This window comes from Hungatella sp. SL.1.14, assembly GCF_024460495.1.
Lineage (GTDB): Bacteria > Bacillota > Clostridia > Lachnospirales > Lachnospiraceae > Hungatella > Hungatella hathewayi.
Genome location: NZ_JANFYJ010000001.1, coordinates 170621 through 196067 on the forward strand (window position 1 = coordinate 170621; position 25447 = coordinate 196067).

Annotated in this window: 23 protein-coding genes; all 23 read left to right on the top strand. The window is 50.9% G+C overall.

Annotated features, from left to right (window positions below; all coding sequences use genetic code 11):
• Window positions 1-7: 7 nt before the first annotated feature.
• The 23 genes from NE473_RS00830 (at window position 8) to NE473_RS00940 (ending at window position 24841) form a co-directional block, all read left to right on the top strand.
• Window positions 8-1228: a BaiN/RdsA family NAD(P)/FAD-dependent oxidoreductase gene (locus NE473_RS00830; RefSeq protein ID WP_055648865.1), complete on the top strand. Its 1221-nt coding sequence runs from the start codon at window positions 8-10 to the stop codon at window positions 1226-1228.
• Complete coding sequence (locus tag NE473_RS00835) at window positions 1225-2829, top strand: NAD(P)/FAD-dependent oxidoreductase (protein WP_155560666.1); 1605 nt, start codon at window positions 1225-1227, stop codon at window positions 2827-2829. Before NE473_RS00830 ends, NE473_RS00835 begins: the two co-directional genes overlap by 4 nt.
• Before the next feature lie 118 nt (window positions 2830-2947).
• Window positions 2948-3811 (top strand): glutamate 5-kinase, encoded by an 864-nt coding sequence (gene proB, locus NE473_RS00840; protein ID WP_022032558.1) that lies wholly within the window; start codon window positions 2948-2950, stop codon window positions 3809-3811.
• 11 nt (window positions 3812-3822) lie between these two features.
• A complete protein-coding gene (locus NE473_RS00845) occupies window positions 3823-4044 on the top strand; it encodes a DUF896 domain-containing protein (RefSeq protein ID WP_022032557.1) in 222 nt (73 codons plus the stop codon).
• Window positions 4022-4576 carry a 5-formyltetrahydrofolate cyclo-ligase gene (locus NE473_RS00850; protein WP_006774737.1) on the top strand — a complete coding sequence of 185 codons (555 nt, stop codon included), beginning with the start codon at window positions 4022-4024 and terminating at the stop codon, window positions 4574-4576. Before NE473_RS00845 ends, NE473_RS00850 begins: the two co-directional genes overlap by 23 nt.
• Before the next feature lie 34 nt (window positions 4577-4610).
• Entirely contained in the window at window positions 4611-5864 is a 1254-nt protein-coding gene (locus NE473_RS00855) for a glutamate-5-semialdehyde dehydrogenase (protein WP_022032555.1), read from the top strand.
• 233 nt (window positions 5865-6097) lie between these two features.
• Window positions 6098-7540 (top strand): tRNA (N6-isopentenyl adenosine(37)-C2)-methylthiotransferase MiaB, encoded by a 1443-nt coding sequence (gene miaB, locus NE473_RS00860; RefSeq protein ID WP_256265132.1) that lies wholly within the window; start codon window positions 6098-6100, stop codon window positions 7538-7540.
• A 46-nt stretch (window positions 7541-7586) separates the two neighbouring features.
• A complete protein-coding gene (gene mutS / locus NE473_RS00865) occupies window positions 7587-10232 on the top strand; it encodes a DNA mismatch repair protein MutS (protein WP_412350404.1) in 2646 nt (881 codons plus the stop codon).
• Window positions 10233-10295: 63 nt separating this feature from the next.
• A complete protein-coding gene (mutL, locus tag NE473_RS00870; protein WP_055648869.1) occupies window positions 10296-12284 on the top strand; it encodes a DNA mismatch repair endonuclease MutL in 1989 nt (662 codons plus the stop codon).
• Window positions 12278-13255 carry a tRNA (adenosine(37)-N6)-dimethylallyltransferase MiaA gene (gene miaA, locus NE473_RS00875; protein WP_256265154.1) on the top strand — a complete coding sequence of 326 codons (978 nt, stop codon included), beginning with the start codon at window positions 12278-12280 and terminating at the stop codon, window positions 13253-13255. The genes mutL and miaA overlap by 7 nt, the downstream gene beginning before the upstream one ends.
• Window positions 13233-14513, top strand: coding sequence for a methionine gamma-lyase family protein (locus NE473_RS00880; protein ID WP_006774746.1), 1281 nt, complete (start codon window positions 13233-13235; stop codon window positions 14511-14513). The genes miaA and NE473_RS00880 overlap by 23 nt, the downstream gene beginning before the upstream one ends.
• 132 nt (window positions 14514-14645) lie before the next feature.
• Complete coding sequence (locus NE473_RS00885; RefSeq protein ID WP_006774747.1) at window positions 14646-14897, top strand: DUF4321 domain-containing protein; 252 nt, start codon at window positions 14646-14648, stop codon at window positions 14895-14897.
• 49 nt (window positions 14898-14946) lie between these two features.
• The gene (gene radC / locus NE473_RS00890; RefSeq protein ID WP_006774748.1) at window positions 14947-15642 is read left to right on the top strand and encodes a RadC family protein; all 696 of its coding nucleotides are present in this window, start codon (window positions 14947-14949) and stop codon (window positions 15640-15642) included.
• A complete protein-coding gene (mreC, locus tag NE473_RS00895; protein WP_055648871.1) occupies window positions 15643-16575 on the top strand; it encodes a rod shape-determining protein MreC in 933 nt (310 codons plus the stop codon).
• Window positions 16576-16623: 48 nt separating this feature from the next.
• Window positions 16624-17142 (top strand): rod shape-determining protein MreD, encoded by a 519-nt coding sequence (mreD, locus tag NE473_RS00900; protein WP_006774750.1) that lies wholly within the window; start codon window positions 16624-16626, stop codon window positions 17140-17142.
• Window positions 17135-19999, top strand: a complete 2865-nt coding sequence (locus NE473_RS00905; RefSeq protein ID WP_022032548.1) for a penicillin-binding transpeptidase domain-containing protein — start codon at window positions 17135-17137, stop codon at window positions 19997-19999. Before mreD ends, NE473_RS00905 begins: the two co-directional genes overlap by 8 nt.
• A gap of 31 nt (window positions 20000-20030) precedes the next feature.
• Window positions 20031-20696 (top strand): septum site-determining protein MinC, encoded by a 666-nt coding sequence (locus NE473_RS00910; RefSeq protein WP_055648872.1) that lies wholly within the window; start codon window positions 20031-20033, stop codon window positions 20694-20696.
• Between the two features lie 33 nt (window positions 20697-20729).
• Window positions 20730-21521, top strand: coding sequence for a septum site-determining protein MinD (minD, locus tag NE473_RS00915; protein ID WP_022032546.1), 792 nt, complete (start codon window positions 20730-20732; stop codon window positions 21519-21521).
• A 10-nt stretch (window positions 21522-21531) separates the two neighbouring features.
• The gene (gene minE, locus NE473_RS00920; protein ID WP_002604016.1) at window positions 21532-21810 is read left to right on the top strand and encodes a cell division topological specificity factor MinE; all 279 of its coding nucleotides are present in this window, start codon (window positions 21532-21534) and stop codon (window positions 21808-21810) included.
• A 2-nt stretch (window positions 21811-21812) separates the two neighbouring features.
• Window positions 21813-22943: an FtsW/RodA/SpoVE family cell cycle protein gene (locus NE473_RS00925; RefSeq protein ID WP_006774756.1), complete on the top strand. Its 1131-nt coding sequence runs from the start codon at window positions 21813-21815 to the stop codon at window positions 22941-22943.
• Window positions 22944-22957: 14 nt separating this feature from the next.
• Window positions 22958-23353: a methylglyoxal synthase gene (mgsA, locus tag NE473_RS00930; RefSeq protein ID WP_006774757.1), complete on the top strand. Its 396-nt coding sequence runs from the start codon at window positions 22958-22960 to the stop codon at window positions 23351-23353.
• Window positions 23354-23381: 28 nt separating this feature from the next.
• On the top strand, window positions 23382-24332 hold the full coding sequence (locus NE473_RS00935) for a D-alanyl-D-alanine carboxypeptidase family protein (RefSeq protein ID WP_055649015.1): 951 nt from the start codon (window positions 23382-23384) through the stop codon (window positions 24330-24332).
• 89 nt (window positions 24333-24421) lie between these two features.
• Window positions 24422-24841 carry a hypothetical protein gene (locus NE473_RS00940; RefSeq protein WP_055648873.1) on the top strand — a complete coding sequence of 140 codons (420 nt, stop codon included), beginning with the start codon at window positions 24422-24424 and terminating at the stop codon, window positions 24839-24841.
• Window positions 24842-25447: the final 606 nt, after the last annotated feature.

The window sequence follows — 25447 nt, forward strand, 5'->3', positions numbered from 1 at the left end:
GGAATCCATGAAGAGAAACGTGATGATCATAGGCGGAGGCGCTTCCGGTATGACGGCTGCGATTGCAGCTGCCAGGGAGGGCGCCCGCGTTGTGATCCTGGAACATACGAAGAGACCCGGAAAGAAGATTCTGTCTACCGGGAATGGAAAATGCAACCTGACAAATCTGGATATGAGAAAAGATGCCTTTCGGGGAGAACATCCCGGATTTGCATGGAAGGTGATTGAAGCAGTACCGGTAAAAGAGACCGTCTCATTTTTTGAGGATCTGGGGCTGGTGCTGACAGACCGGAACGGATACGTTTATCCTGCCACCGGGCAGGCATCCTCCGTATTGGATGCGCTCCGTTTTGAACTGGAACGTTTGAAAATTCCGGTGCTCTGTGAATGCGAGGTGTCGGGCATATCAAAGAAGCTGGAACTGCGCACGACCCAGGGGGTCATGAAAGCGGATGCAGTCATACTTGCGGCCGGTTCTAAGGCAGCGCCCGGAACAGGATCCGATGGCAGCGGTTATAAACTGGCCGGAAGTCTGGGGCACCGTGTGATTGAGCCGCTTCCGGCGCTTGTGCAGTTAAAATGTCGCGAGACGTGGTATAAGCAGTTTGCAGGCGTAAGGACAGATGCTTTTGTGACGCTGTTTTGCGGCGGACACAAGACCGCGTCAGACCGGGGGGAACTGCAGTTTACGGATTACGGCATTTCCGGCATCCCCGTCTTTCAGGTCAGCCGGTTTGCATCACGCGCTTTAAACGAAGGAAAAAGGGTGACGGTCCGTCTCGATCTGCTGCCGGTTATGGATAAACAGGAACTTTTCCATTTCCTGACAGAACGGGTCAGAAGGCTGGGATACCGGCCGGGGGAAGAATTCTTAAACGGCGTCCTTAATAAGAAACTGCACCAGGTGCTTCTTAAGGAATCCGGAATACCGGCGGGCCGCCGGACTTCGGAGATCACGGAAAAACAGCTCCGTATTCTTACGGATCGGATTAAGGCTCTGGAAACAACGGTGACAGGGGTGAATTCGTTCGATCAGGCGCAGATCTGCTGCGGTGGCGTCGATACGAGAGAGATAAATCCCTGTACCATGGAATCAAAATTAGTCAGTCAGCTGTTTCTGGCGGGAGAAATCCTGGATGTGGACGGAATCTGCGGTGGTTATAATCTGCAGTGGGCGTGGTCATCAGGAATTCTGGCGGGCAGGAACGCAGGAAGAGGTCCTATATGATAAGAATCAGCCAGTTGAAACTGTCTGTAAACCACAGCGAGGAAGATTTAAAGAAGAAGGCGGCAAAGATGCTGAAGCTTCAGCCGGCGGATATTCGCCGTATAACGGTTATAAAGCAGTCTGTCGATGCGAGAAAAAAGAGCAGCGAAGTGCTGTTTATCTATACCGTTGATGTCGAAACTGCCAGGGAGGACAAGGTATTACATAGACTGAACAGTCCGAACATTGCGAAAGCAGAAAAGAAGGAATACCAGTTTCCGAAGCCGGGAACGGAACCTTTAAAACACCGTCCCGTCATCATAGGAAGCGGGCCGGCCGGCCTTTTCTGCGCGCTTATGCTGGCGAGAGCCGGGTATGCTCCCCTTATTTTCGAGCGCGGGGAGAGGGTGGATGAAAGAAAACGGTCGGTACTGCGGTTCTGGCAGGGAGGAGAGTTAAACGGCAGCTCCAACGTGCAGTTCGGTGAGGGCGGCGCGGGAACATTTTCCGACGGAAAGTTAAACACGCTGGTGAAAGACCCGATGCTGCGAAACAGAAAGGTGCTGGAGGTATTCGTGGAGTTCGGAGCGGATCCTTCCATTCTTTATAAGAATAAGCCCCATATCGGAACGGATGTGCTCAGTGTGATTGTGAAGAACATGAGGGAGGAGATTATCCGGCTGGGAGGAACCTTTTCCTTCCAAAGCTGTGTGACCGATTTTTGCATTGAGGGCGGGAAGTTAAAAGCCATCACCGTAAACGGGACGGATAAAATTGAGACGGAGGTCACCGTACTGGCGGTGGGGCACAGTGCGAGGGATACCTTCGAGAAGCTGCTGGAGAGAAGCGTGCCCATGGAGAAGAAAGCGTTTGCCGTGGGTCTGCGTATTCAGCATCCCCAGAGAGACATCAATATTGCACAGTACGGTGCCGCGGAGATTGAAGCGCTGGGAGCGGCTGATTATAAGGTAACCCATCAGTGTGCCAACGGAAGAGGCGTATACTCCTTCTGTATGTGTCCGGGCGGTTACGTTGTCGATGCATCCTCGGAGCCCGGCCGTCTGGCCGTCAACGGGATGAGCTACCATGCGCGGGATGGCGTGAATGCAAACAGCGCACTCATAGTCACCGTCACACCCCAGGATTTTCCGGAGGACAGCCCCCTTGCGGGCATCGCTTACCAGCGCCGTCTGGAGGAAGCTGCCTATCGGTGCGGCGGGGGGAAAATCCCGGTGCAGTTATACGGTGATTTTAAGAAGAAAAGGACAACCACAGCCTTTGGAGATGTTACGCCGGCGTTTGAAGGTAAGTATGCCATGGCGAACCTGCGGGAATTTTTCCCGGATACGCTGTCGGAATCTCTGATTGAAGGAGTAGAGGTGTTTAACGGGCGGATCGCCGGCTTTTCCAGAGGCGACGCCATTCTGGCCGGCGTGGAGAGCAGGACATCGTCGCCGGTACGCATACCGAGAGACGAGCGGTTTGAGAGCAGCGTAAAAGGCCTCTATCCCTGCGGAGAAGGCGCGGGCTATGCAGGCGGAATCACATCGGCTGCCATGGATGGGATTAAGACGGCGGAGGCGGTTGTATCGTGTTATGCGCCCCATCACGGTATGGCATGAGGAAAGCAGCTGTTCAGCCGGACGTTCTGCACGGCATCAGCGCCGTTTCATTGACGAATGGAAAAAAATGTTGTAAGATATGAGACAAAAAGACTGAACGAACATGATTGGAGACACCATGAAAACCGAAGTGCGGGAAAAGCTGAAGGATAAACAGAGGATAGTCATAAAGATCGGTTCGTCTTCCCTGACCCATACGTATACGGGAGACTTGAACCTGATGAAGATCGAGAAGCTGGTGCGCGTCATCAGTGATTTGAAAGGGGAAGGGAAATCCGTGGTCCTGGTTTCTTCCGGGGCAATCGCGGTGGGACGCCAGGCGCTCGGCCACCATACAAGACCGGTTACCATCTCCGAGAAGCAGGCGTTTGCGGCGGTAGGTCAGGCGCGCCTGATGATGGTGTACCAGAAGCTGTTTGCGGAGTATAACCAGGTGGCGGCGCAGGTTCTGCTGACAAAGGATACCATGATCAACGACAGCTCCCGCTATAACGCGCAGAATACGTTTGATGAGCTCTTGAAGCTGGGAACCATACCGATTGTGAATGAGAACGACACGGTTTCCACCTCAGAGATCCCTTACGTCGATAATTTCGGGGATAACGACAGGCTGTCCGCCATCGTAGCGGCTCTGATCGGCGCGGATTTACTCATTCTGCTGTCGGATATCGACGGCCTTTACTCCGATGATCCGAGACAGAATCCGAAGGCGCAGTTTATCCGCCAGGTGGATGAGATTACGCCGGAGCTCATGGATATGGGAAAGGCCACCTCTGGCAGCGATGTAGGGACCGGAGGAATGGCGGCGAAGCTGGCGGCGGCCCGGATTGCCACGGACAGCGGCTCCGACATGGTCATCGCTAACGGGGATGATGTGGAAGTGGTATCCCAGATCATGACGGGAGCTGATAAGGGCACGCTTTTCCTGGCCCATCCCAACTTTGATTTCGATCTGATGCACTACATAAATAACGAATATTAGGAGGATTATCCATGCAGCAGGAAAAAATAGACAGAATCAACACACTCTACCACAAGGCTCAGGCTGTGGGACTTTCAGAGGAGGAGAAGGCAGAACAGGCCGCCCTGCGAAAGGAATACATCGAGGCAATCCGCATGAGTTTAAGAGGAAATCTAAACAGTATTTCGATTCAGGAAGAGGACGGAACTATAACGGATCTGGGGAAAAAGCATGGAAATGTCGGGCAAGAGTGAAGTCAGGGAGTGGGTAAAGGAGAACCGTCTGGCTCTCACACAGAAGCAGGAGCTGGAATGGAATGATGCCATCTGCAAAAAGATTTTAAGCCTCCGGACCATACGGCAGGCGTTCTGTGTCTACTGTTACGTGTCCTTCCGTCACGAGGCAGGAACCGAAAAACTGATCACGAGCCTGCTGGAAATGGGAAAATACGTGGCGGTGCCGAAGGTGGAAGGAAAAAGACTGGTATTTTATGCGATCCAGGGGAAGCGGGATCTGGAAAGCGGCGTCATGGGGATTATGGAGCCTAAATTAAACTGCCTGCGCATCCGTGACGAATTCGCGCCGGTTATTGTGCCGGGAATCGCATTTGACAGGGAAGGACACCGGGTCGGCTACGGCGGCGGATATTACGACCGTTTCTTCGAGGAAGAACCGGATCATCCCAGATTTGGTATCGCCTATCCGTTCCAGCTTTTCGATTCTCTGCCGGCAGAATCTCACGATAAGGGGATGGATCTGGTAATCACTCCATACGATCCCGGCTGAAACCATTCATTTTGATAACAGGGAGGAACGCGATATGACACTTATTGAGACAGGAAAAAGAGCGAAGGAGACGGCGGGAGTTCTTGGAATTCTCGGTTCTGATAAGAAAAACGAGGGGCTGAGGGCTGCTGCCGCTGCTTTGCTGGAAGGCGAGGAAGATATTCTGACCGCCAATCAGGACGATGTGATTAAGGCGACGATAAACGGCATGAGCGCAGGTATGATCGACCGCCTGGAACTGACGCCCTCCAGGATCGAGGCCATGGCTGACGGACTCATCAGTGTGGCCGGTTTGGACGATCCGGTAGGCGAGGTGATCTCCATGAAGGTCCGGCCAAACGGTCTTACCATTGGACAGAAACGCGTTCCCATGGGAGTGGTCGGCATCATCTATGAAGCCAGGCCCAATGTGACTGCGGATGCCTTCGGACTCTGCTTTAAATCCGGCAACAGCGTGATCTTAAAGGGCGGAAGCGATGCGCTGGAGTCCAATAAGGCCATTGTCAGATGCCTCCGCGCCGGCCTTAAAAACGCCGGCCTTCCGGAAGACTGTGTTCAGCTGATCACAGACACCGACCGGGAGGTGACGAAGGAATTCATGCGTCTGCACGACTACGTGGATGTGCTGATTCCGCGAGGCGGAGCCGGACTGATTCGTTCGGTGGTGGAGAACAGTACAGTGCCCGTCATCGAGACGGGGACCGGCAACTGCCATATCTTCGTGGATGAGACTGCGGATTTCAAGATGGCTCTCGATATCATATTCAACGCCAAGACTCAGAGGATCGGCGTCTGCAACGCCTGCGAATCACTGGTGATACACAAAAAGATCGCAGAAGAATTTCTGCCGCTTTTAAAAGCCAGGCTCGATAAAAAACAGGTCGAGGTGCGGGCGGATGAAGAGGCCTGCCGGATCGTGCCCCAGTTTGTTCCGGCGTCGGAAGAGGATTGGGGGACGGAGTATTTAGACTATATTCTGTCTTTGAAGGTGGTAGATTCCATAGATGAGGCCATCGCCCATATCAACCGTTATAATACGAAGCATTCCGAGGCCATCATTACATCGGATTACGGGAATTCCCAGAGGTTCTTAAATGAGATCGATGCGGCCGCTGTCTATGTCAACGCTTCCACCAGATTTACCGACGGGTTCGAATTTGGGTTTGGCGCGGAGATCGGCATCAGCACTCAGAAGCTTCATGCGAGAGGCCCTATGGGGCTTAAGGAGCTTACCACGACGAAGTACATTATCTATGGAAACGGACAATGCAGGCCGCCGGCTCTGTAACTAAGGACGGCAGCGGTGCATTACGGCCTTCGGCCCCGTTTCGCTGCACAGGAAGCTGTTTGCGTATCTGAGTCCGCCTTGTTTACAGGGCGGACTTGATTCTTTTTTTCAGATGGACAGCCGCGGCATTTTTTGTGTTTGCAATAGAATTGATTTATGCTATAATATTCAAAGTCATTCCGGGCTTTTAGGGGAACGGAATGTGGAGTGAGATAAATGGAGGAAATCATTGAATGGATCATTTACATATGACGCATGAAGAAGCTTTAAAAGCGGCACCGGCAGAGGAACCGGGCAGACAGCAGTTTTTTATGGAGCGCTGCCGGCAGCTGATCGATGAGAGGAAGAAAAACGGGACGTATCGCGGAACCTTTCACATCGAGACCTTCGGCTGCCAGATGAACGCCAGGGATTCGGAAAAACTGACCGGAATTTTAGAGGCCTCCGGCTTTACGGAGACGGATACGGAGGAGGCGGATTTCGTCCTCTATAATACGTGTACGGTCAGAGACAACGCCAACCAGCGTGTGTACGGCAGACTCGGATACTTAAACCGTATAAAACAGAAAAATCCGGCTATGATGATCGCTCTCTGCGGCTGTATGATGCAGGAGGAAACCGTGGTGGAAAAGATAAAGAAGAGCTATCGCTTTGTCGACATCATATTCGGGACTCATAATATTTTTAAACTGGCAGAACTGATTTCTGAACGCATGGATGAGAAGAAGATGGTAGTTGACATCTGGAAAGAAACCGACCGGATTGTGGAAGAACTTCCCACGGACCGGAAGTATCCGTTCAAGTCCGGCGTTAATATTATGTTTGGCTGCAATAATTTCTGCAGCTACTGTATCGTTCCTTATGTGCGCGGCCGTGAGAGAAGCAGGAATCCCCAGGATATCGTGGGAGAGATCAGGCGTCTTGTCGCAGACGGCGTGGTGGAGGTGATGCTTCTGGGCCAGAATGTGAATTCCTACGGAAAGAATCTGGAAGAGCCGATGACATTTGCAAAGCTGCTTCAGGAGGTGGAGGCGATCGACGGCCTTCGGCGCATCCGTTTTATGACCTCCCATCCGAAGGACTTATCGGATGAACTGATTGAAGTGATGAAGAATTCTGATAAGATCTGCCACCATCTCCATCTGCCGCTCCAGTCCGGAAGCAGCAGGATCTTAAAGACCATGAACCGGAGATACACGAAGGAACAGTATCTGGAACTGGTGGAGAAGATCAGAGCCGCGGTTCCTGATATCTCTTTAACCACGGACATTATCGTCGGATTCCCGGGAGAGACGGAAGAGGACTTCTCAGAGACCATGGATGTGGTGAGAAGAGTTCGTTTTGACAGTGCTTTTACGTTTATTTATTCCAGGCGTACGGGTACGCCAGCGGCCGCCATGGAAGATCAGATACCGGATGATGTGGTGAAGAACCGGTTTGACCGTCTCCTTTCAGAGGTACAGGCAGTCTCGGCCGAGGTATGCGGACGCGACGTGCACACCGTTAAGAGTGTACTGGTGGAGGAACTGGATGATCATGTGGAAGGCTTCGTAACGGGCCGGCTTGACAACAACACCATCGTCCATTTTAAGGGGGACCGTTCGCTGATCGGTAAGATCGTGGATGTGTACCTCGATGAGTCGAAGGGCTTTTATTATATGGGAACCATGAAATAGCAACAGAACAGTACGACAGAAGAAAAGAGGAAAAAACGTGGCCGGAATGTCACCAATGATGGTCCATTATTTGGAAACCAAGAAGCAGTACCCGGACTGTATCCTGTTTTACAGGCTGGGGGATTTTTATGAGATGTTTTTTGAAGATGCGCTCACCGTCTCTAAGGAACTGGAGATTACTCTGACAGGAAAAGAATGCGGCCTGGAGGAACGGGCGCCCATGTGCGGCGTTCCCTACCATGCGCTTGATAACTATTTGTACAGGCTGGTCCAGAAGGGCTACAAGGTAGCCATTGCGGAGCAGATGGAAGATCCCAAACAGGCCAAGGGACTGGTAAAAAGAGAGGTTATCCGTGTCGTCACCCCCGGAACCATCACCAGCGCCCAGGCACTGGATGAGACGAAGAACAACTATTTAATGGGGATCGTTTATATCGACGAGCGGTTCGGCATTGCCGTTTCCGACATCAGTACAGGCGACTTCCTGGTGACTGAAGTGGCGTCGGAACGGGAACTGGCGGATGAGATCAATAAATTCTGCCCGTCTGAAATTATCTGCAACGATGCATTTTTCGTATCCGGTGTGGACACCGAGGAGGTCAAGAACCGGTATCAGACAGTCATCTCTGCCCTTGACAGCCATTTCTTCTCGGATGAAGGCTGCAGGAAGATCTTAAAGGAACACTTTAAGGTCGGCTCACTCGATGGACTGGGACTGCAGGATTACGATACGGGAGTGATTGCGGCGGGGGCCGTCATGGAGTACATGTACGAGACCCAGAAGAGCACGCTGTCCCATATTACGACCATCACGCCCTATTCTACCGGGGAGTTTATGATTATCGATACTTCTACCAGAAGGAATCTGGAGCTTTTGGAGACCATGCGGGAGAAGCAGAAGAGAGGAACCCTTCTGTGGGTTCTGGATAAGACGAAGACGGCCATGGGAGCCAGACTTTTAAGGACTTACATCGAACAGCCGCTGATCCATAAGGACGATATCATCGCCCGCCAGAATGCCATCGAAGAGCTGAATATGAACTACATATCCAGGGAGGAAATATGTGAATACTTAAATCCCATCTACGACCTGGAACGTCTGATTGGCCGCATCAGCTATAAGACAGCCAATCCCAGGGATTTAATCTCCTTTAAGAATTCCCTGGAGATGCTTCCGTATATCAAAGATCTTATGGGAGAGTTCACGACTCCTCTGTTAAAAGAGCTCTGGGAAGAGCTGGATCCGCTGGAAGATGTTCATGATCTGGTCTCCCGAGCCATCGTGGATGATCCGCCTGTTTCCTTAAGAGACGGGGGAATCATAAAAGAAGGCTACCACGAGGAGACGGACAAGCTGCGCCATGCGAAGACGGAAGGAAAGACGTGGCTTGCACAGCTGGAGTCCAGAGAGCGTGATAAAACAGGAATCAAGAATCTGAAGGTCAAATACAACAAGGTGTTTGGATATTACTTCGAAGTGACGAATTCCTTTAAAGGGATGGTTCCGGACTACTTTGTCCGCAAGCAGACGCTGGCTAATGCCGAGCGGTATACAACGGATGAACTGAAGGAACTGGAGGATATGATCCTGGGGGCGGAGGACAAGCTCTATACGCTGGAATACGGCCTCTTCTGTGAGGTGAGAGACACCATTGCTGCCGAGGTTCTGCGAATTCAGCAGACGGCCCGGGCGATCGCAGGCATCGACGTGATGACCTCCCTTTCCGCAGTGGCCACAAAAAATAACTACGTAAAGCCGCGCATCAACGAAAAGGGCGTGATTGACATCAAGAACGGCCGCCATCCGGTGGTGGAGAAAATGATGCGGGATGATCTGTTTGTTGCCAACGATACGTATCTGGATAATACGAAAAACAGGCTTTCCATCATCACCGGCCCCAACATGGCAGGAAAATCAACATACATGCGCCAGACGGCCTTAATCGTTCTGATGGCGCAGCTGGGCAGCTTCGTACCTGCAGATGAAGCCAATATCGGTATCTGTGACAGAATCTTTACCCGGGTGGGCGCCTCCGATGATCTGGCATCCGGCCAGAGCACCTTCATGGTGGAGATGACCGAGGTTGCCAATATTTTGAGAAATGCGACGAAGAACAGCCTGATCGTTCTCGATGAGATCGGCAGAGGAACCAGTACCTTCGACGGCCTGTCCATCGCCTGGGCGGTGGTGGAGCACATCAGCAATCCGAAGCTTCTTGGAGCCAAGACGCTGTTTGCCACCCATTACCATGAGCTGACGGAGCTCGAGGGAACCATAAACGGTGTCAATAATTACTGCATCGCCGTAAAGGAGCAGGGAGATGACATCGTATTTTTAAGAAAAATCGTGAAGGGCGGAGCGGACAAGAGCTACGGCGTTCAGGTGGCAAAGCTTGCAGGCGTTCCCGATTCCGTAATTGTACGGGCGAAGGAGCTTCTGGTGGAGTTAAGCGATGCGGATATCACGGCGAGGGCGAAGGAGATTGCGGAAGCAGGAGCGGGTACACCGAAGCATGCCGCCGTTCCCAGGCCGGATGAGGTGGATTTACAGCAGATGTCCCTGTTTGACACGGTTAAGGATGATGATATCGTCCGGGAACTGGGGGAACTGGAGCTGGGAAACATGACGCCCATTGACGCCCTAAACACATTGTACCGTTTACAGACGAAACTTAAGAACCGCTGGCAGTAAGACACAGTTACAATTCAGCCGTACGTCTGAATTGCCGCAAGAGATAAAGGAGCGATAAGCCATATGCCAAACATTACGCTACTGGATCAAAATACGATTAATAAGATCGCTGCGGGCGAGGTGATCGAGAGGCCGGCTTCTGTTGTAAAGGAGCTGCTGGAGAATGCCATCGATGCCAGAGCCACGGCGGTGACGGTTGAAATAAAAGAGGGGGGCACCACCTTTATCCGTGTGACCGACAACGGCTGCGGGATTCCGAGAGAAGAGGTTCCCCTGGCTTTTCTGCGCCATTCTACCAGCAAGATCAAGTCTGTGGAAGACTTATTTACGATTTCGTCCCTGGGCTTCCGCGGCGAAGCGCTTGCCAGTATTGCCGCTGTCTGCCAGGTGGAACTGATTACAAAGACCAGCGAAGCCCTGACGGGAAGCCGTTACCAGATTGAGGGCGGCATGGAACGGCCGCTGGAGGAGATTGGAGCGCCGGAAGGGACTACATTTATTGCAAGAAATCTGTTTTATAACACTCCGGCCAGAAGGAAATTCTTAAAAACACCCATGACGGAAGGGTCCCATGTAGCCGAACTGGTGGAAAAGATCGCACTTTCCCATCCGGAGATTTCAATTCGTTTTATCCAGAATAACCAGAATAAGCTGCATACCTCCGGAAACCACAATTTAAAGGACATCATCTATACGGTTTTCGGCAGGGAGATCGCGGCGAATTTACTGGAGGTGGAGGCGAAGAAGCAGGATATCTCCATCAGCGGCTTTATCGGGAAGCCCGTGATTGCAAGGGGAAACAGGAATTACGAAAATTATTTTATTAATGGGCGGTATATCAGAAGCAGCATCATATCGAAAGCCATAGAAGAGGCCTACAAGCCTTTTATGATGCAGCACAAGTATCCGTTTACCATGCTTCATTTCACCATTGAGCCTGAGCTTTTGGATGTCAATGTCCATCCGACCAAGATGGAACTGCGCTTCCGCGACGGAGAGATGGTGTACCGCATGGTCTATGACGCCGTTTCCGGGGCGCTGGCGCACAAGGAGCTGATTCCGGAAGTGGAACTGAATAAGGACAGGACGGATCAGGAGGCGAAGGAGGCGAGGAAACGCGAGCCGTCGCCGGAACCCTTTGAGCTTCGCAGGCTGGAGGCCATGAGCAGGCAGCAGGCGGCGTGTGCACCGGGATCGAAACGGCTGAAACCGGCAGAGCCGTCACTCATGAAAGATCCTGATTTTCTGGCTGAAAACTGGCTGAAGAAGCCGGCTGCGCCGCCAGAAACCAACCCTCTGCGCGGCCCGTCTCAGGAACCTGTCCCGAGCAGCCGGGAAGAAGCGGCGGCCGTTACAAAACCCGCTGCACCGGAAGGTGAAACTATTACACCGGAACATGATAATACAGCCGGAGCAGGAAAGCCGGAGCAGCTGGATCTCTTTGACGGAAAGCTTCTGGAGCCGAAATCAAGGCAGATGCACAAGCTGATCGGCCAGGTGTTCGATACCTACTGGCTGGTGGAATTTAACGAACAGCTTTACATTATTGATCAGCATGCGGCTCATGAAAAGGTTTTATATGAGAAAACCATGGCAACACTTAAAAACAGGGAATACTCATCCCAGATGCTGGATCCTCCTATCATTCTGACTTTGAATATGAATGAGGAGGTGCTGTTAAAAGAGCATATGAAGTATTTTTCGGACATGGGATTCGAGATTGAACCGTTTGGCGGCAGAGAATATGCGGTGAGAGGCGTTCCGGCCAACTTACTGTCCATTGCCAAAAAGGATTTGCTGATCGAGATGATTGACGGGCTCTCTGACGACGTTTCGACCCATAACCCTGACATCATTTATGACCGGGTAGCGACGATGTCCTGCAAAGCCGCAGTCAAAGGCGGAAACCGGCTGTCGGCGGCGGAGGCCAATGAGCTGATTGACCAGCTTTTGAATCTGGAGAATCCGTATGCGTGTCCTCACGGACGGCCGACGATTATCTCCATGAGTAAGTACGAGCTGGAGAAAAAATTTAAGAGGATTGTATCATGAAACCACTGATTATCTTGACGGGCCCCACGGCTGTGGGAAAGACAGCTCTGTCTGTCCGGCTGGCGAAAGCCGTTGGCGGGGAGATCATAAGTGCTGATTCCATGCAGGTGTACCGCCATATGGACATCGGCTCTGCCAAGGTGACACGGGATGAGATGGAGGGGATCCCCCACTATCTCATCGATATCCTGGAACCCACAGGAGAGTTTAATGTCGCCGTATTTAAAAAAATGGCGGCGGAGGCGGTCCAGGAGATCTATTCTCACGGCAGTATACCGATTGTTGTGGGAGGAACCGGTTTTTACATTCAGGCCCTTCTGTACGATATCGATTTTACGGAGCAGGGAGAGGAACGGGAAATCCGGGAGGAACTGGAACGGCTGGGAGAGGAACGGGGATCCGTTTTTCTGCACGATATGCTGGCGGAGATTGATCCGGAGGCTGCCATGGAGATTCATGCCAACAACCGGAAACGCATGATCCGCGCCATTGAGTTTTACAGGCAGACGGGGGAGAGAATCTCCGAACACAACAGGCGGGAACGTCAGAAGCAGTCCCCTTATGACTTTTTGTATTACGTCCTCACAGATGACAGGAAGACACTCTATGAGCGGATTGACAGACGGGTTGACGGTATGATGGAGGCCGGACTGGTTCATGAAGTGGAACAATTAAGAGATATGGGCTGCACGAAGGACATGGTCTCCATGCAGGGACTGGGATACAAGGAAATTCTGGATTACCTGATGGGGAATACGACCCTCGACGAGGCAGCTGCTATTTTAAAGCGGGATACGAGGCATTTTGCGAAGCGCCAGATTACCTGGTTTAAGCGGGAGCGGGATGTGCGGTGGCTGAATCTGGAAGACTTTGGCTGCGACAGAGAAAAAGTTCTGGAGAAAATACTTCAGGATATCAGAGAAACATATGGATTGGAGACAGAAAATCATGGAAATGGATGCGATGTATGAGCAGCTTGGAATCGAAAAAAGGGTTCTGGAGTTCGGAAAGGAGATCGAAGAACATCTTTCTGAACGCTTTGCCGCGATTGATGAGACGGCGGAGTATAATCAGCTGAAGGTGATAAAAGCCATGCAGGACAACCGCGTCAGCGACATACATTTTGCCGCAACCACCGGATACGGCTATAATGATCTTGGCCGGGATACACTGGAAGATGTTTATGCCAGCGTGTTCCACACGGAGAGTGCCCTGGTGAGGCCGGGCTTAATCAGCGGAACCCACGCGCTTCACGTGGCGCTGTCCGGCAATTTACGGCCGGGTGATGAGCTTCTCTCGCCGGTGGGAAAGCCGTATGACACGCTGGAGGAGGTCATTGGAATCCGGGAGAGCACCGGCTCTTTAAAAGAATACGGAGTCGTCTACCGTCAGGTGGATTTACTTCCGGATGGAAGCTTTGATTTTGATGGAATTGCAAAGGCAATCAACGAAAAAACGAAGCTGGTGACAATCCAGCGTTCAAAAGGGTATGCGACCCGGCCGACCTTATCGGTGGAGCGGATTGGTCAGCTGATCGCCTTCATCAGGACGGTAAAGCCGGATGTCGTCTGTATGGTAGACAACTGTTACGGCGAGTTTGTGGAACGGATAGAACCGGCCGATGTGGGCGCGGATATGATGGTGGGGTCTCTCATCAAGAATCCCGGCGGCGGACTGGCGCCGATCGGCGGCTACATCGCGGGAAGGAAGGACTGCATTGACCGCGCCTCCTACCGTCTGACTGCCCCCGGCCTTGGGCGCGAGGTGGGAGCCAGTCTGGGACTGAATCAGTCCTTCTATCAGGGACTGTTCCTTGCGCCAACCGTGGTGGCGGGAGCCTTAAAGGGGGCAGTTTTTGCTGCCAATGTCTATGAAAAACTGGGATTCGCCGTGGTTCCCAACAGCACCGAGTCACGCCATGACATCATTCAGGCTGTGACCTTTGGAAAACCGGAGGGGGTTATCGCATTCTGCCAGGGAATTCAGGCGGCCGCTCCGGTGGACAGCTTCGTCACTCCGGAACCGTGGGCGATGCCGGGCTATGATGCGCCGGTTATCATGGCTGCGGGCGCCTTTGTGCAGGGAGCCTCCATCGAACTTTCGGCCGACGGACCGATAAAACCGCCGTACGCCGTATATTTCCAGGGCGGGCTTACCTGGTACCATGCGAAGCTTGGAATTCTCATGTCCATGCAGAAATTAAAGGATGCGGGACTGATTACGTTATAGGCAGCCATTCGGTTTCCGTTTCCAGCTATGGTGTGAAACGGTAAAAAAGTGTATACACGACAACGTTTCTATGATAGAATAACAAGACAGGCATGGATTTTCCTGCCAAAAACGAACGAGGGGTAGTAACAGATGAAACGAAAAAACTGCTGGGTACTGCTTCTTCTGGTGCTGACGGGGATTGTGCTGGGCGGATTTATCGGGACGATGGCGCAGGATGTATCCTGGTTGTCCTGGCTGAATTTTGGACAGTCCTTCGGTTTCGATTCTCCGTTAATCATTAACTTCGGTATTCTGGTCATCACCTTTGGCCTGAGTATCAGGATCACCATGGCAAGCATCATTGGAGTGGTATTGGCTCTCATTACTTATCGGTTCATTTAACATACATATGTCTTTGACACGTACCTGGAGAGTAGCGGACAGGAGACATATGAGCAGAATTACGATGAAAGACATACCGGCGGATGACCGGCCTTATGAGAAGTGTCTGCAGACCGGCCCTGAGAGGCTGAGCGATGCGGAACTTCTCTCCATCATCATCCGGACGGGATCCAGGGAAGACAGTTCCCTGGCCCTTGCACAAAAGATACTGGCCTTAAACTACCCCAGCGAGGGTATTTTAGGGCTTTTGCATCTTTCGCTCCCCGAACTGACTCAGATCAAGGGAATCGGAAGAGTGAAGGGAGCTCAGCTTCTCTGTATCGGAGAACTGTCAAAGAGAATCTGGAAGAAGGCAGTTCTGGAAGATGTGGCCTCCTTTACCAATCCGGAAGACATTGTCAACTACTACGTGGAAGACATGCGGCACATGGAGCAGGAACAGATCCGCATCATGCTGCTGAACACCAAGGGCGTGCTCTTAAAAGATGTGCTGGTTTCCCAGGGTACGGTGAACGCTTCCGTCGTTTCACCCAGGGAGATTTTCATTGAGGCGCTGAAATACCATGCCGTGAATTTGATTGTGGTTCATAATCATCCCAGCGGCGATCCGGCTCCCAGCAGGGAAGACATCACTCTGACCAGGAGAATTATGGAAGCCGGAGATTTAATTGGAATCCGTATGTTGGATCATATTATTATAGGAGATAATTCCTATACCAGTTTTAAGGAACGGGGAATCATTTAGATGGAATCGAAACGCAGTAAATACGTCCTGATTGCCTTAACGGTGATCTGTGTGCTTTTAATCGGCCTTACATCAATCCATGACGAGTGGCTGACGCCTTTGAGAACCGGAGTCGGTTATTTTCTGATCCCGGTACAGTCCGGAGTGAACCGGGTGGGCTCCGCTATTTACGATGAGATCATGGATTATACAAAACTGAAAGATGCTCTGGAAGACAACAAGGAGATGAAGGACATCATCACCCAGCTTACGGAGGAGAATACAAGGCTTCAGGCGGAGGAATTCGAACTGAAGCGGCTGAGACAGCTGTATGAGCTGGATCAGGAGTACGGCCAGTACCATAAGGTCGGGGCCAGAGTCATTGCCAACGACTCCAGCAACTGGTTCCAGGTGTTCCGTATCGACAAGGGATCGAAGGACGGAATCGCCGTGGACATGAACGTGGTTGCAGGCGGCGGCCTGGTGGGAATCGTCACGGATGTGGGCGCCAATTACGCCACAGTCCGTTCCATTATCGATGATTCCAGCCGTGTCAGCGCCATGGCGATCCAGTCCGGCGACGGCTGTATCGTGGCGGGCGACTTGACATTGTTTAAAGAAGGGCGTCTCCGCATTACCAATGTGCTGAAGGACAGTGATTTAAAGGATGGCGATAAGATCGTCACATCCAATACCAGCTCTGTCTTTGTGCCGGGCGTTCTGGTAGGCTATGCAGCGGAAATTACCAATGACACAAATAATGTGACAAAATCAGGTTATTTAATTCCGGCGGCGGAATTTGACAGTCTGCAGGAGGTTCTGGTCATTACGGACCTCAAAGCGAAGATGATGGAGGAGGCAGGCCCGGAAGACGGTTCCACCGAAGAGACACAGGCCGGCGGGAGTGAAGCGGATGAGGCTTCTTCGGAAGAAGAAACCACCGCGGCACAGTAGCAGCTATGATGACGGAGCGAAGTAACGATATTGAAAGGAGCAGGGGCGATGAAACGAATCATTTTTAATATACTTATGATTATTTTGGCCTTTACGGTTCAGAACTGCATTTTTCCACTGCTTCCTTTTCTGTCCGCATCTCCGAATCTGCTGCTGATTCTGACCTTTTCCTTTGGATTTATCCATGGAAAGGAGGCCGGTATGTACTACGGCCTTCTTTCCGGTCTTCTGATGGACTTATTTTACAGCGGCCCCTTCGGATTCTATACGCTTATTTTCGTTTATGTGGGATATGTAAACGGAATCTGTACCAGATACTACTATGAGGATTACATTACGCTGCCGCTTATTCTCAGCGTGGTCAATGACCTGGCGTATAATCTTTATATTTATGTGTTCCGGTTCCTGATCCGGAAACGTCTCGGAATCGGATATTACTTTATGAACTTAATGCTGCCGGAGATTATCTTTACGGTGGTTACAACACTGCTTATTTACCGTATTTTCCTGATGTTTAACCGTCATCTGGAAGAGATAGAAAAAAGAGGAGATTCATCGATTGTTTAGAGATTTATTAGACATCTTAAAAGACTTTTTGAAGAAAATCATATCGTCAAGACTCCTGGTTCTGGGAGTTATCTGTATCGCCATGTATGCAGGGCTCATCCATAAACTGTTCAATCTGCAGATTGTAAACGGAGAACAGGCGCTGAATGATTATATGCAGCTGACGGAACAGACGCTTACCACAGCGGGGACACGCGGTAATATCTACGACAGGAACGGAAAGGTGCTGGCTTATAATAAGCTGGCTTATTCCGTGACTGTTCAGGATACAGGTGCATATAAAACAACGGCGGATCAGAACGCCATGTATTTAAGGCTGGTCCGTATTTTGGAGAAGCATGGGGAAACGGTACAGGGAAAGTTTGAGGTTGCCCTCGACAGCAACGGGGATATGATCTATACATCCTCCTCGGAGGCTGCCAGGAAGCGTTTCCTGAGGGATTACTACGGATTAAAGAGTGTGGAAGAGCTGGATGACGAGGACAATAAGTATCCTTCCGCAATTTCAGCCAGAGAGCTGTTTGAGAAGGCGTTCACCACAGCAAAATTAAATGAGATGAAGGATGCCGACGGAAATCCGGTCACCATGACGGACCAGGAGGCGCTGGACATCATCAACATCAAGTATGCGCTGCGTCTGATGTCTTACCGCAAATACGAGGCGACAACGGTGGCGACACAGGTTTCTGACGAGACGGTTGCGGATGTCTTAGAGCACACCGCCGATCTGGCAGGAGTCAACGTGGAGGAAACCACGATCCGGGCCTATAATGACAGTATCGCATTCGCCCCCATTATCGGTTATACCGGCAAGGTACAGGAGGACCAGCTGGAAGAACTGAAAAAGAGCCGTCCGGACTATGACGTCAACGATATTGTGGGAACGACGGGGATTGAAGCCGCGATGGAGCAGGAACTTCAGGGAACAAAGGGAAGTAAGACGATCTACAAGGACAGCCGCGGGCGGGTCAGGGAGACTCTCAACGAGACGGAATCCAAGGCAGGCAATGATATCTATCTTACACAGATCGCAGGGCTGCAGACCGGTATTTACCATCTGGTGGAACAGTCTCTGGCCGGAGTTCTGTTAAAGACCATACTGCCCGGCGACGTGGAGATTACGAGTACCACGGACGGATCCAACATGAAGATACCGGTCAAGGACGCGTATTTCCAGCTGATTAATAATAATATTCTGTCTCTGAAGCATTTTGAATCGGAAGAAGCCTCAGATGTGGAAAAGAATATCAACAGTAAATTCTTATCCTCCAGGGATCAGATTTTTTCTGAACTTCAAAATGAGCTTATGAGCAGTCATCCGGCTACGTTAAAGGACTTAGACCAGGATCTGGCCGCCTATATGTATTATATCTACACGTATCTGGCAAGCCCGACCGTGGGCATTATTAAGGAGGACCTGATTGATCAGACGAGTCAGGAGTATCTGGCATGGAAAGCCGATGAGATCAGTCTGCGCGACTACCTGTATTACGGAATTGCAAACGGCTGGGTGGATACGACGAAGCTGGAGACCGGTTCCAAATATTCCAACGCTGACGATACCTTCCGGACCCTGGTGGATTATGTTCTCGCGGAACTGAAGGAAGACCGGAATTTTACAAAGAGAATTTACCGTTATCTGATCAACGACGACGTTATCACGGGACAGGAACTGTGCCTGGCGCTGTTTGACCAGGGAATTCTGGAATACAATGAGGAAGACATCAACCAGTTAAAGGCAACCGGAGATGCCTATGCCTTTCTGATGAAGAAGATATCCACCCTGGAGATCACGCCGGCACAGCTGGCGCTGGCTCCGTGCAATGCGGGCGTGGTGGTAACGGATATCAGGACGGGAGAGGTGCTGGCCCTCGTATCCTATCCGGGATATGATAATAACCGGATCGGTGACAGCGCCTATTTCAGCCAGCTTCAGAATGATTTGTCACTGCCGCTGTACAACAATGCGACCCAGGCAAAGAAGGCGCCGGGTTCTACCTTTAAGCCACTTACGGCTGTTGCCGCACTGGAGGAACACGTCATCGGCATCGATGATACGATCGAGTGTACCGGACGGTATGAAGAGATTGATACACCGATTAAGTGCTGGATCTATCCGGGGCGCCACGGCCCGTTAAATATGGTTGGCGGCCTGCTGAATTCCTGCAACTTTTTCTTTGCGGATCTTGGTCACAGGCTGTCCATGGATGCCGAAGGAAACTACGTTCCGTCTCTCGGACTGGATAAGCTGCACAAGTATGCGGCCATGTTCGGTCTGGATCATAAATCCGGCGTGGAAATCGACGAGCTGGAGCCTCAGATTTCGGACATCGATCCGGAGCGTTCCGCCATGGGGCAGGGAAACCACGCTTATACCAATGTACAGTTATCGAGATATGTGGCGGCCATCGCCAGCAGGGGAAATGTTTTCGAACTCAGTTTACTGGATAAGATCACGGATTCTGAAGGTAATCTGATTAAAGATTATACCCCTGAGATTTCTTCTCATATTGACGCGGCGGATTCAACGTGGGATACTGTACAGCAGGGAATGAGGGAGGTTATCGCCAGTGGTACGGCGAAGAAGCTGTTTGCTGATCTGGAGGTTCCGATTGCAGGCAAGACCGGTACGGCTCAGGAGGCAAAGAACAAACCGAACCACGCCTTCTTTATTTCCTATGCGCCATATAACAATCCGGAGATCTGTGTGACCGTGAACATTCCGTACGGATATTCGGCTTCGAATGCCGCTAATATTGCAAAAAGCGTGTATCAGTATTATTATGGTGAAATTGATCTGGAATCAATTCTGAATGCCGGTGCGCGTGACGCGGCGAATGTCACGATTCGCGATTAAGAAGGGGAAGAGAAAAGGTCAGGTGGATATGATGCATAATACCGTAGTGATTAAAAGCAACAAGGCGGGCATGACCGTTTATCTGGAGCCGGAGGTCCCGTTTCAGACGCTTCTTGCCGATATTGGCAGGAAGTTTGGAGACAACACAAAATTCTGGGGTTCGGCTCAGATGACGCTGACGCTGGAGGGAAGAAAACTGACGGCGGAAGAGGAATTTGCGGTTGTTAACCAGATTATGGAGAATTCCAATTTAGAGATCGTCTGCCTCGTTGATACGGACGCAAACCGCATCGAACGCTGCGAAAAAGCACTGAATGAGAAACTGATGGAGCTGTCCTGCCAGACGGGACAGTTCTTTAAAGGCAATTTACAGGACGGAGAGACGCTGGAATCGGAAGCCAGCATCATTATCATCGGAGATGTGGAGCGAGGCTCCAGGGTCATAGCGAAAGGGAACGTGATCGTACTCGGTGCGCTTAAGGGCACCGTATGCGCCGGAGTTGCGGGCAATGAGGCCGCAGTGATTGTGGCATTAACCATGGCGCCGACGCAGCTTCGCATTGCGGACTGTACCTCCAGGCTGGACGGCCGGGGGAAGAAGCTGAGCCGCGGACCGATGACTGCTTCACTGGATGAAAATAAAGTCTCTATCAAACCAATGAAAAAAAGTGTGGAAATATTCCGAAAATTAATGTAGAATAGAATATGGATTGAATCAGGAGGATATGAGATGAGTGAAATCATTGTCATTACTTCCGGAAAAGGCGGGGTAGGCAAGACAACAACCTCTGCCAATGTTGGTACCGGCCTGGCCATTCTGGGGAAAAAGGTAGTTCTTATCGATACGGATATAGGACTGCGGAACTTAGATGTGGTCATGGGACTGGAAAACCGCATTGTCTACAATCTTGTAGATGTGGTAGAAGGCAACTGCCGTATGAAGCAGGCCCTGATAAAAGACAAAAGATATCCAAATCTGTTTTTACTTCCATCGGCTCAGACCAGGGACAAGACCTCTGTGAATCCGGGCCAGATGGTGAAGCTTGTTGATGATCTGCGGGAGGAGTTCGACTACGTTCTTTTAGACTGCCCGGCAGGCATCGAGCAGGGCTTTCAGAATGCTATCGCAGGCGCAGACAGAGCGCTTGTGGTGACGACACCCGAGGTTTCGGCGATCCGTGACGCGGACCGTATTATCGGGCTGTTGGAGGCTTCCGGCATGAAGACCATCGATCTGGTGGTGAACCGGATCCGTATGGATATGGTGAGACGCGGGGATATGATGTCCCTCGACGATGTGATGGACATTCTGGCCATCGACATCATCGGTGCCGTCCCGGATGACGAGGACATTGTCATATCCACCAATCAGGGCGAGCCTCTGGTTGGCATAGGAACACCGGCCGGACAGGCTTATATGGACATATGCAAACGCATAACCGGCGAAACGGTGCCGCTTCAGAACGTGGCGGCGCGCGGAGGGTTTTTCTTTAAGCTTTCCAGCCTCTTAAAGAGAGCGTAGGAGGGATGAGATGAGCCTGTTTCCTGTATTCCGTAAGAAGAATTCAGGAGAGATTGCAAGAAATCGTCTGAAACTTTTGCTGGTTGCGGACAAGGCGGACTGTTCTCCTGAAGTAATGCAGATGATAAAAGACGACATGATCCATGTGATATCGAGATACATGGATGTTGATTCCGACAGAATAGAGATACAGATGACGAAGATGAAGCAGCCGGACTGCGACAGCTACATGCCGGTGCTTTACGCGAACATCCCTATTCGTGATATACCTGACAAGGGGATATACTGACTATGCTTTTTGACTACAATTTTAAATACTATAATTACCGTTTAGTACTTTACATGGTGGCGTTATCCGTTATTGGAATCCTCGTGGTTGCAAGTGCATCCGGACAGGACTCCTCGACGGTTACAAAACAGATAATCGGTATTATGGTGGGCTTTGCCCTGGCCATAGGGCTTTCCATCATCGATTATCATAGAATTATTAATTTATATGCGCTGGATTACGCAGTATGCATCCTTCTTTTGGGTGCGGTGCTGGTGATGGGGCACACGGCGGGAGGAGCTACAAGGTGGATCGACGTTCCGGGTATCGGGCGGATACAGCCTTCCGAGTTCGTGAAGATCGGGCTTATCGTATTCTTTTCCTGGTATTGGAATAAATATCAGGAAAAGATGAATATGCCTGTTATGGTGGGGATTGCGGCCATACTGGCCGTGATACCCATCGCTCTTATCTTTGCGGAGCCGAACCTGTCGACCAGTCTTGTGGTCATTGTCATCATACTCTGTATGGTGTATACAGCTGGAATCAGCTACCGCTGGATTGGCGGCGTGCTTGCGGTTGCCATACCTGCAGGCGCATTGTTTATCTATCTGCTGACGCAGGGGTTAATCCCCTTTATCCACGATTACCAGGCGAGACGTATTCTGGCGTGGATCTATCCGCATGCGGAACAGTATGCGGAAAATATGTATCAGCAGAAGAATTCTATCATGGCAATCAGTTCCGGACAGCTTCAGGGAAAGGGACTTTTTAATACGACGATTGCATCCGTAAAGGATGGAAACTGGCTGGGAACCACCGGCGAAACGGATTTCATCTTTGCTATCATCGGAGAGGAGCTGGGTTTTATCGGCGGGGTGACCGTCATTGTGCTCTTCGGTCTCATCGTATTTGAGTGTCTTCGCATGGCATATAAATCCAGAGACATGGCGGGGCGGCTGATCTGCACCGGCATGGCGGCGCTTATCGGATTTCAGGCTTTTGCCAATATCGCCGTAGCGACACAGATTTTCCCAAATACAGGCCTTCCGCTTCCCTTTATCAGCTCGGGAGTCAGCTCCCTGATCAGTATTTTTATCGGGATGGGCCTTGTTCTGAATGTTGGATTGCAACGCAAAATTGGTAATTATTAAGGAGGTATATCGTTATGAATATAGGATTAGTTGCACATGATTCAAAGAAAAAACTGATGCAGAACTTCTGCATCGCCTACCGGGGGATTTTAAGCAAACACACCCTGTATGCGACAGGGACCACTGGACGTCTGATTGAAGAGGTCACGAATCTAAATATCCACAAGTATCTGGCTGGTCATTTAGGCGGTGAGCAGCAGCTGGGAGCACAGATTGAGCACAACGAGATCGATCTGGTAATCTTTTTAAGAGACCCGCTCTCAACAAAGGCCCATGAACCGGATCTTGTTAATATCATGAAAACCTGCGACATGCACAACATTCCGCTGGCAACCAATTTAGCAACTGCAGAGCTCTTAATCAAATCTCTGGACCGCGGCGACTTAGAGTGGCGTGAGATGTATAAGTAGGAGTCTGTAAGTGAAGAAGAAAATTACGATGAAAGCCGGCTGCGCATTTTTATGCGTGACGATGCTGTCGGGGTGTTCCAGCTTCAAAAAACTGGATGATCCCTATGATTTTGCGCAGAGGACGGCACTATATGAAGGACATACGCTTTCGGACCGGGCAGAGAGTTTTGCACATGATCTCTGTGTCGTCACGGCGGATACTCCATCCTCAGATCAGGCGGTTACCGCGGAAGCGGCGGCGGTCTTTGACCTGTCGGATAAAACGGTGATTTTCGGAAAAAATCCTTTCGAAAAGCTGTATCCCGCCAGTATCACGAAAACCATGACGGCTCTGCTGGCGATCAAATACGGGAATCTGTCCGATGAGGTTACGGTACCGGAGGAAGCTGTGATCACGGAGAGCGGCGCCACCTTATGCGGGATTAAACCGGGCGATAAACTGACCATGGAGCAGCTGCTCTACGGTCTTATGCTGCCTTCCGGAAACGATGCCGGTGCTGCAATCGCAGTTCACATGGATGGCAGCATTGAAAAATTTGCTGACCGGATGAATGAAGAGGCCAGAAAGCTTGGAGCGACAGGGACTCATTTTGTCAATCCCCACGGCTTAAACGATGAAAACCACTATACGACCGCGTACGATCTGTATCTGATTTTCAATGAGGCTATGAAATATCCTGATTTCAGGAAGGTGATCGGCACATCGTCCTATGATGCTGTCTACGCTCTGGCTTCGGGAGAGACGACGACAAAGACCTGGAAGCAGAGCAACTGGTATATGACCGGTGAACGGAATATGCCGGAAGGACTGACTGCGCTGGGAGGCAAAACAGGCACGACAAGGGCTGCCGGAAGCTGTCTGATCATGGCCAGCAGCGGCTCTTCGGGTATGGAATATATTTCCGTAGTCTTAAAAGCCCCTGATAGAACGGGCCTTTACGATAATATGTCAAATATATTGAATAAAATTGTAGATTAGTCGTTGCGTTTTATGGGGATTTGTACTATAATTACTTTAATATTAATAGACTTTTTATACAAATCATATAACTCAAGGAGGAGATCGCTATGGTGCAGATAATAGCAGGAAAAAAGGGTAAGGGGAAGACAAAACATCTGTTGGACAGGGCCAATTCCGCCATCAGGGATTCCAAGGGATCCATCGTCTATTTAGACAAGAGTTCCAAGCACATGTATGAGTTAAGCAACAAGATCCGTCTCATCAATGTCAATGAGTACCCGATTAAATCGAGTGAAGGGTTTATTGGATTTATCTGTGGAATCATTTCACAGGATCACGATTTGGAAATGATGTTTTTAGACAGCTTTTTAAAACTGTCGTGTTTAGAGGGTGAAGATATTACAGACACCATTACGACTTTGGAAAGAATTGGTGAAAAGTATCACGTGACCTTTGTTCTCAGCGTATCCATGGACGCGGAGAATCTGCCTGAGAAAGCACAGGCCGATGTGGTTGTTTCATTATAATCATACATAGACAAAAGAGGAACGTATCTGACTAACGTTGAGGGTATTGGCGGGAGTCAGATGCGTTTTTTGTTTTTTGGCGGAGGGACGCGGACGTGCCGGAGTCTTGCCGGAAAAGCGGCGGGGGACGGGCGGAGTCCTGGCTCATGTTCCCTCGGGGGCAGGCTCCAGGCCCGGAGAGGACGCTGCGCAGGGGGATCGGGCAAATTCCGCCGAACTCCTGATGAGTTCGCCTCCATGTCCCCTTTCGTCCGGGCGTTGATCGCCCTCCCTCACCCCCTGCTCCGCGCCCTCTCCGGACCAGGAGTCTGCGACCCTCGGTAAAATTCGCCAGGACTCCGTCCGTCCCCCGCCGCTTTTCCGGCAAGACTCCGGCACGTCCGCTGACTTTCTCCCGCTAAAAGGGTTTTGATAATAGACAGATATGGCTAGTAATTTCTTTCTTTTAAATTTTGCCGCTTGGTCATTTAAAAAATAAAGCTGGAAAAAACCAGCGGACGTGACATAGACTTGGCGGAAAGGAGTCATGGAGCGGGTGGGGAGGTTTGGCGATTTTTACCGAGGGTCGATGTGCCTTAGCCGGGAGAGGGCATGGAGCAGGAGGTG

Excerpts from the sequence above, each read along its gene's own strand:
- NE473_RS00830 (WP_055648865.1), top strand. The coding sequence starts at position 8 with ATGAAGAGAAACGTGATGATCATAGGCGGAGGCGCTTCCGGTATGACG.
- NE473_RS00835 (WP_155560666.1), top strand. The coding sequence starts at position 1,225 with ATGATAAGAATCAGCCAGTTGAAACTGTCTGTAAACCACAGCGAGGAA.
- proB (WP_022032558.1), top strand. The coding sequence starts at position 2,948 with ATGAAAACCGAAGTGCGGGAAAAGCTGAAGGATAAACAGAGGATAGTC.
- NE473_RS00845 (WP_022032557.1), top strand. The coding sequence starts at position 3,823 with ATGCAGCAGGAAAAAATAGACAGAATCAACACACTCTACCACAAGGCT.
- NE473_RS00850 (WP_006774737.1), top strand. The coding sequence starts at position 4,022 with ATGGAAATGTCGGGCAAGAGTGAAGTCAGGGAGTGGGTAAAGGAGAAC.
- NE473_RS00855 (WP_022032555.1), top strand. The coding sequence starts at position 4,611 with ATGACACTTATTGAGACAGGAAAAAGAGCGAAGGAGACGGCGGGAGTT.
- miaB (WP_256265132.1), top strand. The coding sequence starts at position 6,098 with ATGGATCATTTACATATGACGCATGAAGAAGCTTTAAAAGCGGCACCG.
- mutS (WP_412350404.1), top strand. The coding sequence starts at position 7,587 with ATGTCACCAATGATGGTCCATTATTTGGAAACCAAGAAGCAGTACCCG.
- mutL (WP_055648869.1), top strand. The coding sequence starts at position 10,296 with ATGCCAAACATTACGCTACTGGATCAAAATACGATTAATAAGATCGCT.
- NE473_RS00880 (WP_006774746.1), top strand. The coding sequence starts at position 13,233 with ATGGAAATGGATGCGATGTATGAGCAGCTTGGAATCGAAAAAAGGGTT.
- NE473_RS00885 (WP_006774747.1), top strand. The coding sequence starts at position 14,646 with ATGAAACGAAAAAACTGCTGGGTACTGCTTCTTCTGGTGCTGACGGGG.
- radC (WP_006774748.1), top strand. The coding sequence starts at position 14,947 with ATGAGCAGAATTACGATGAAAGACATACCGGCGGATGACCGGCCTTAT.
- mreC (WP_055648871.1), top strand. The coding sequence starts at position 15,643 with ATGGAATCGAAACGCAGTAAATACGTCCTGATTGCCTTAACGGTGATC.
- mreD (WP_006774750.1), top strand. The coding sequence starts at position 16,624 with ATGAAACGAATCATTTTTAATATACTTATGATTATTTTGGCCTTTACG.
- NE473_RS00910 (WP_055648872.1), top strand. The coding sequence starts at position 20,031 with ATGCATAATACCGTAGTGATTAAAAGCAACAAGGCGGGCATGACCGTT.
- minD (WP_022032546.1), top strand. The coding sequence starts at position 20,730 with ATGAGTGAAATCATTGTCATTACTTCCGGAAAAGGCGGGGTAGGCAAG.
- minE (WP_002604016.1), top strand. The coding sequence starts at position 21,532 with ATGAGCCTGTTTCCTGTATTCCGTAAGAAGAATTCAGGAGAGATTGCA.
- NE473_RS00925 (WP_006774756.1), top strand. The coding sequence starts at position 21,813 with ATGCTTTTTGACTACAATTTTAAATACTATAATTACCGTTTAGTACTT.
- mgsA (WP_006774757.1), top strand. The coding sequence starts at position 22,958 with ATGAATATAGGATTAGTTGCACATGATTCAAAGAAAAAACTGATGCAG.
- NE473_RS00935 (WP_055649015.1), top strand. The coding sequence starts at position 23,382 with ATGAAAGCCGGCTGCGCATTTTTATGCGTGACGATGCTGTCGGGGTGT.
- NE473_RS00940 (WP_055648873.1), top strand. The coding sequence starts at position 24,422 with ATGGTGCAGATAATAGCAGGAAAAAAGGGTAAGGGGAAGACAAAACAT.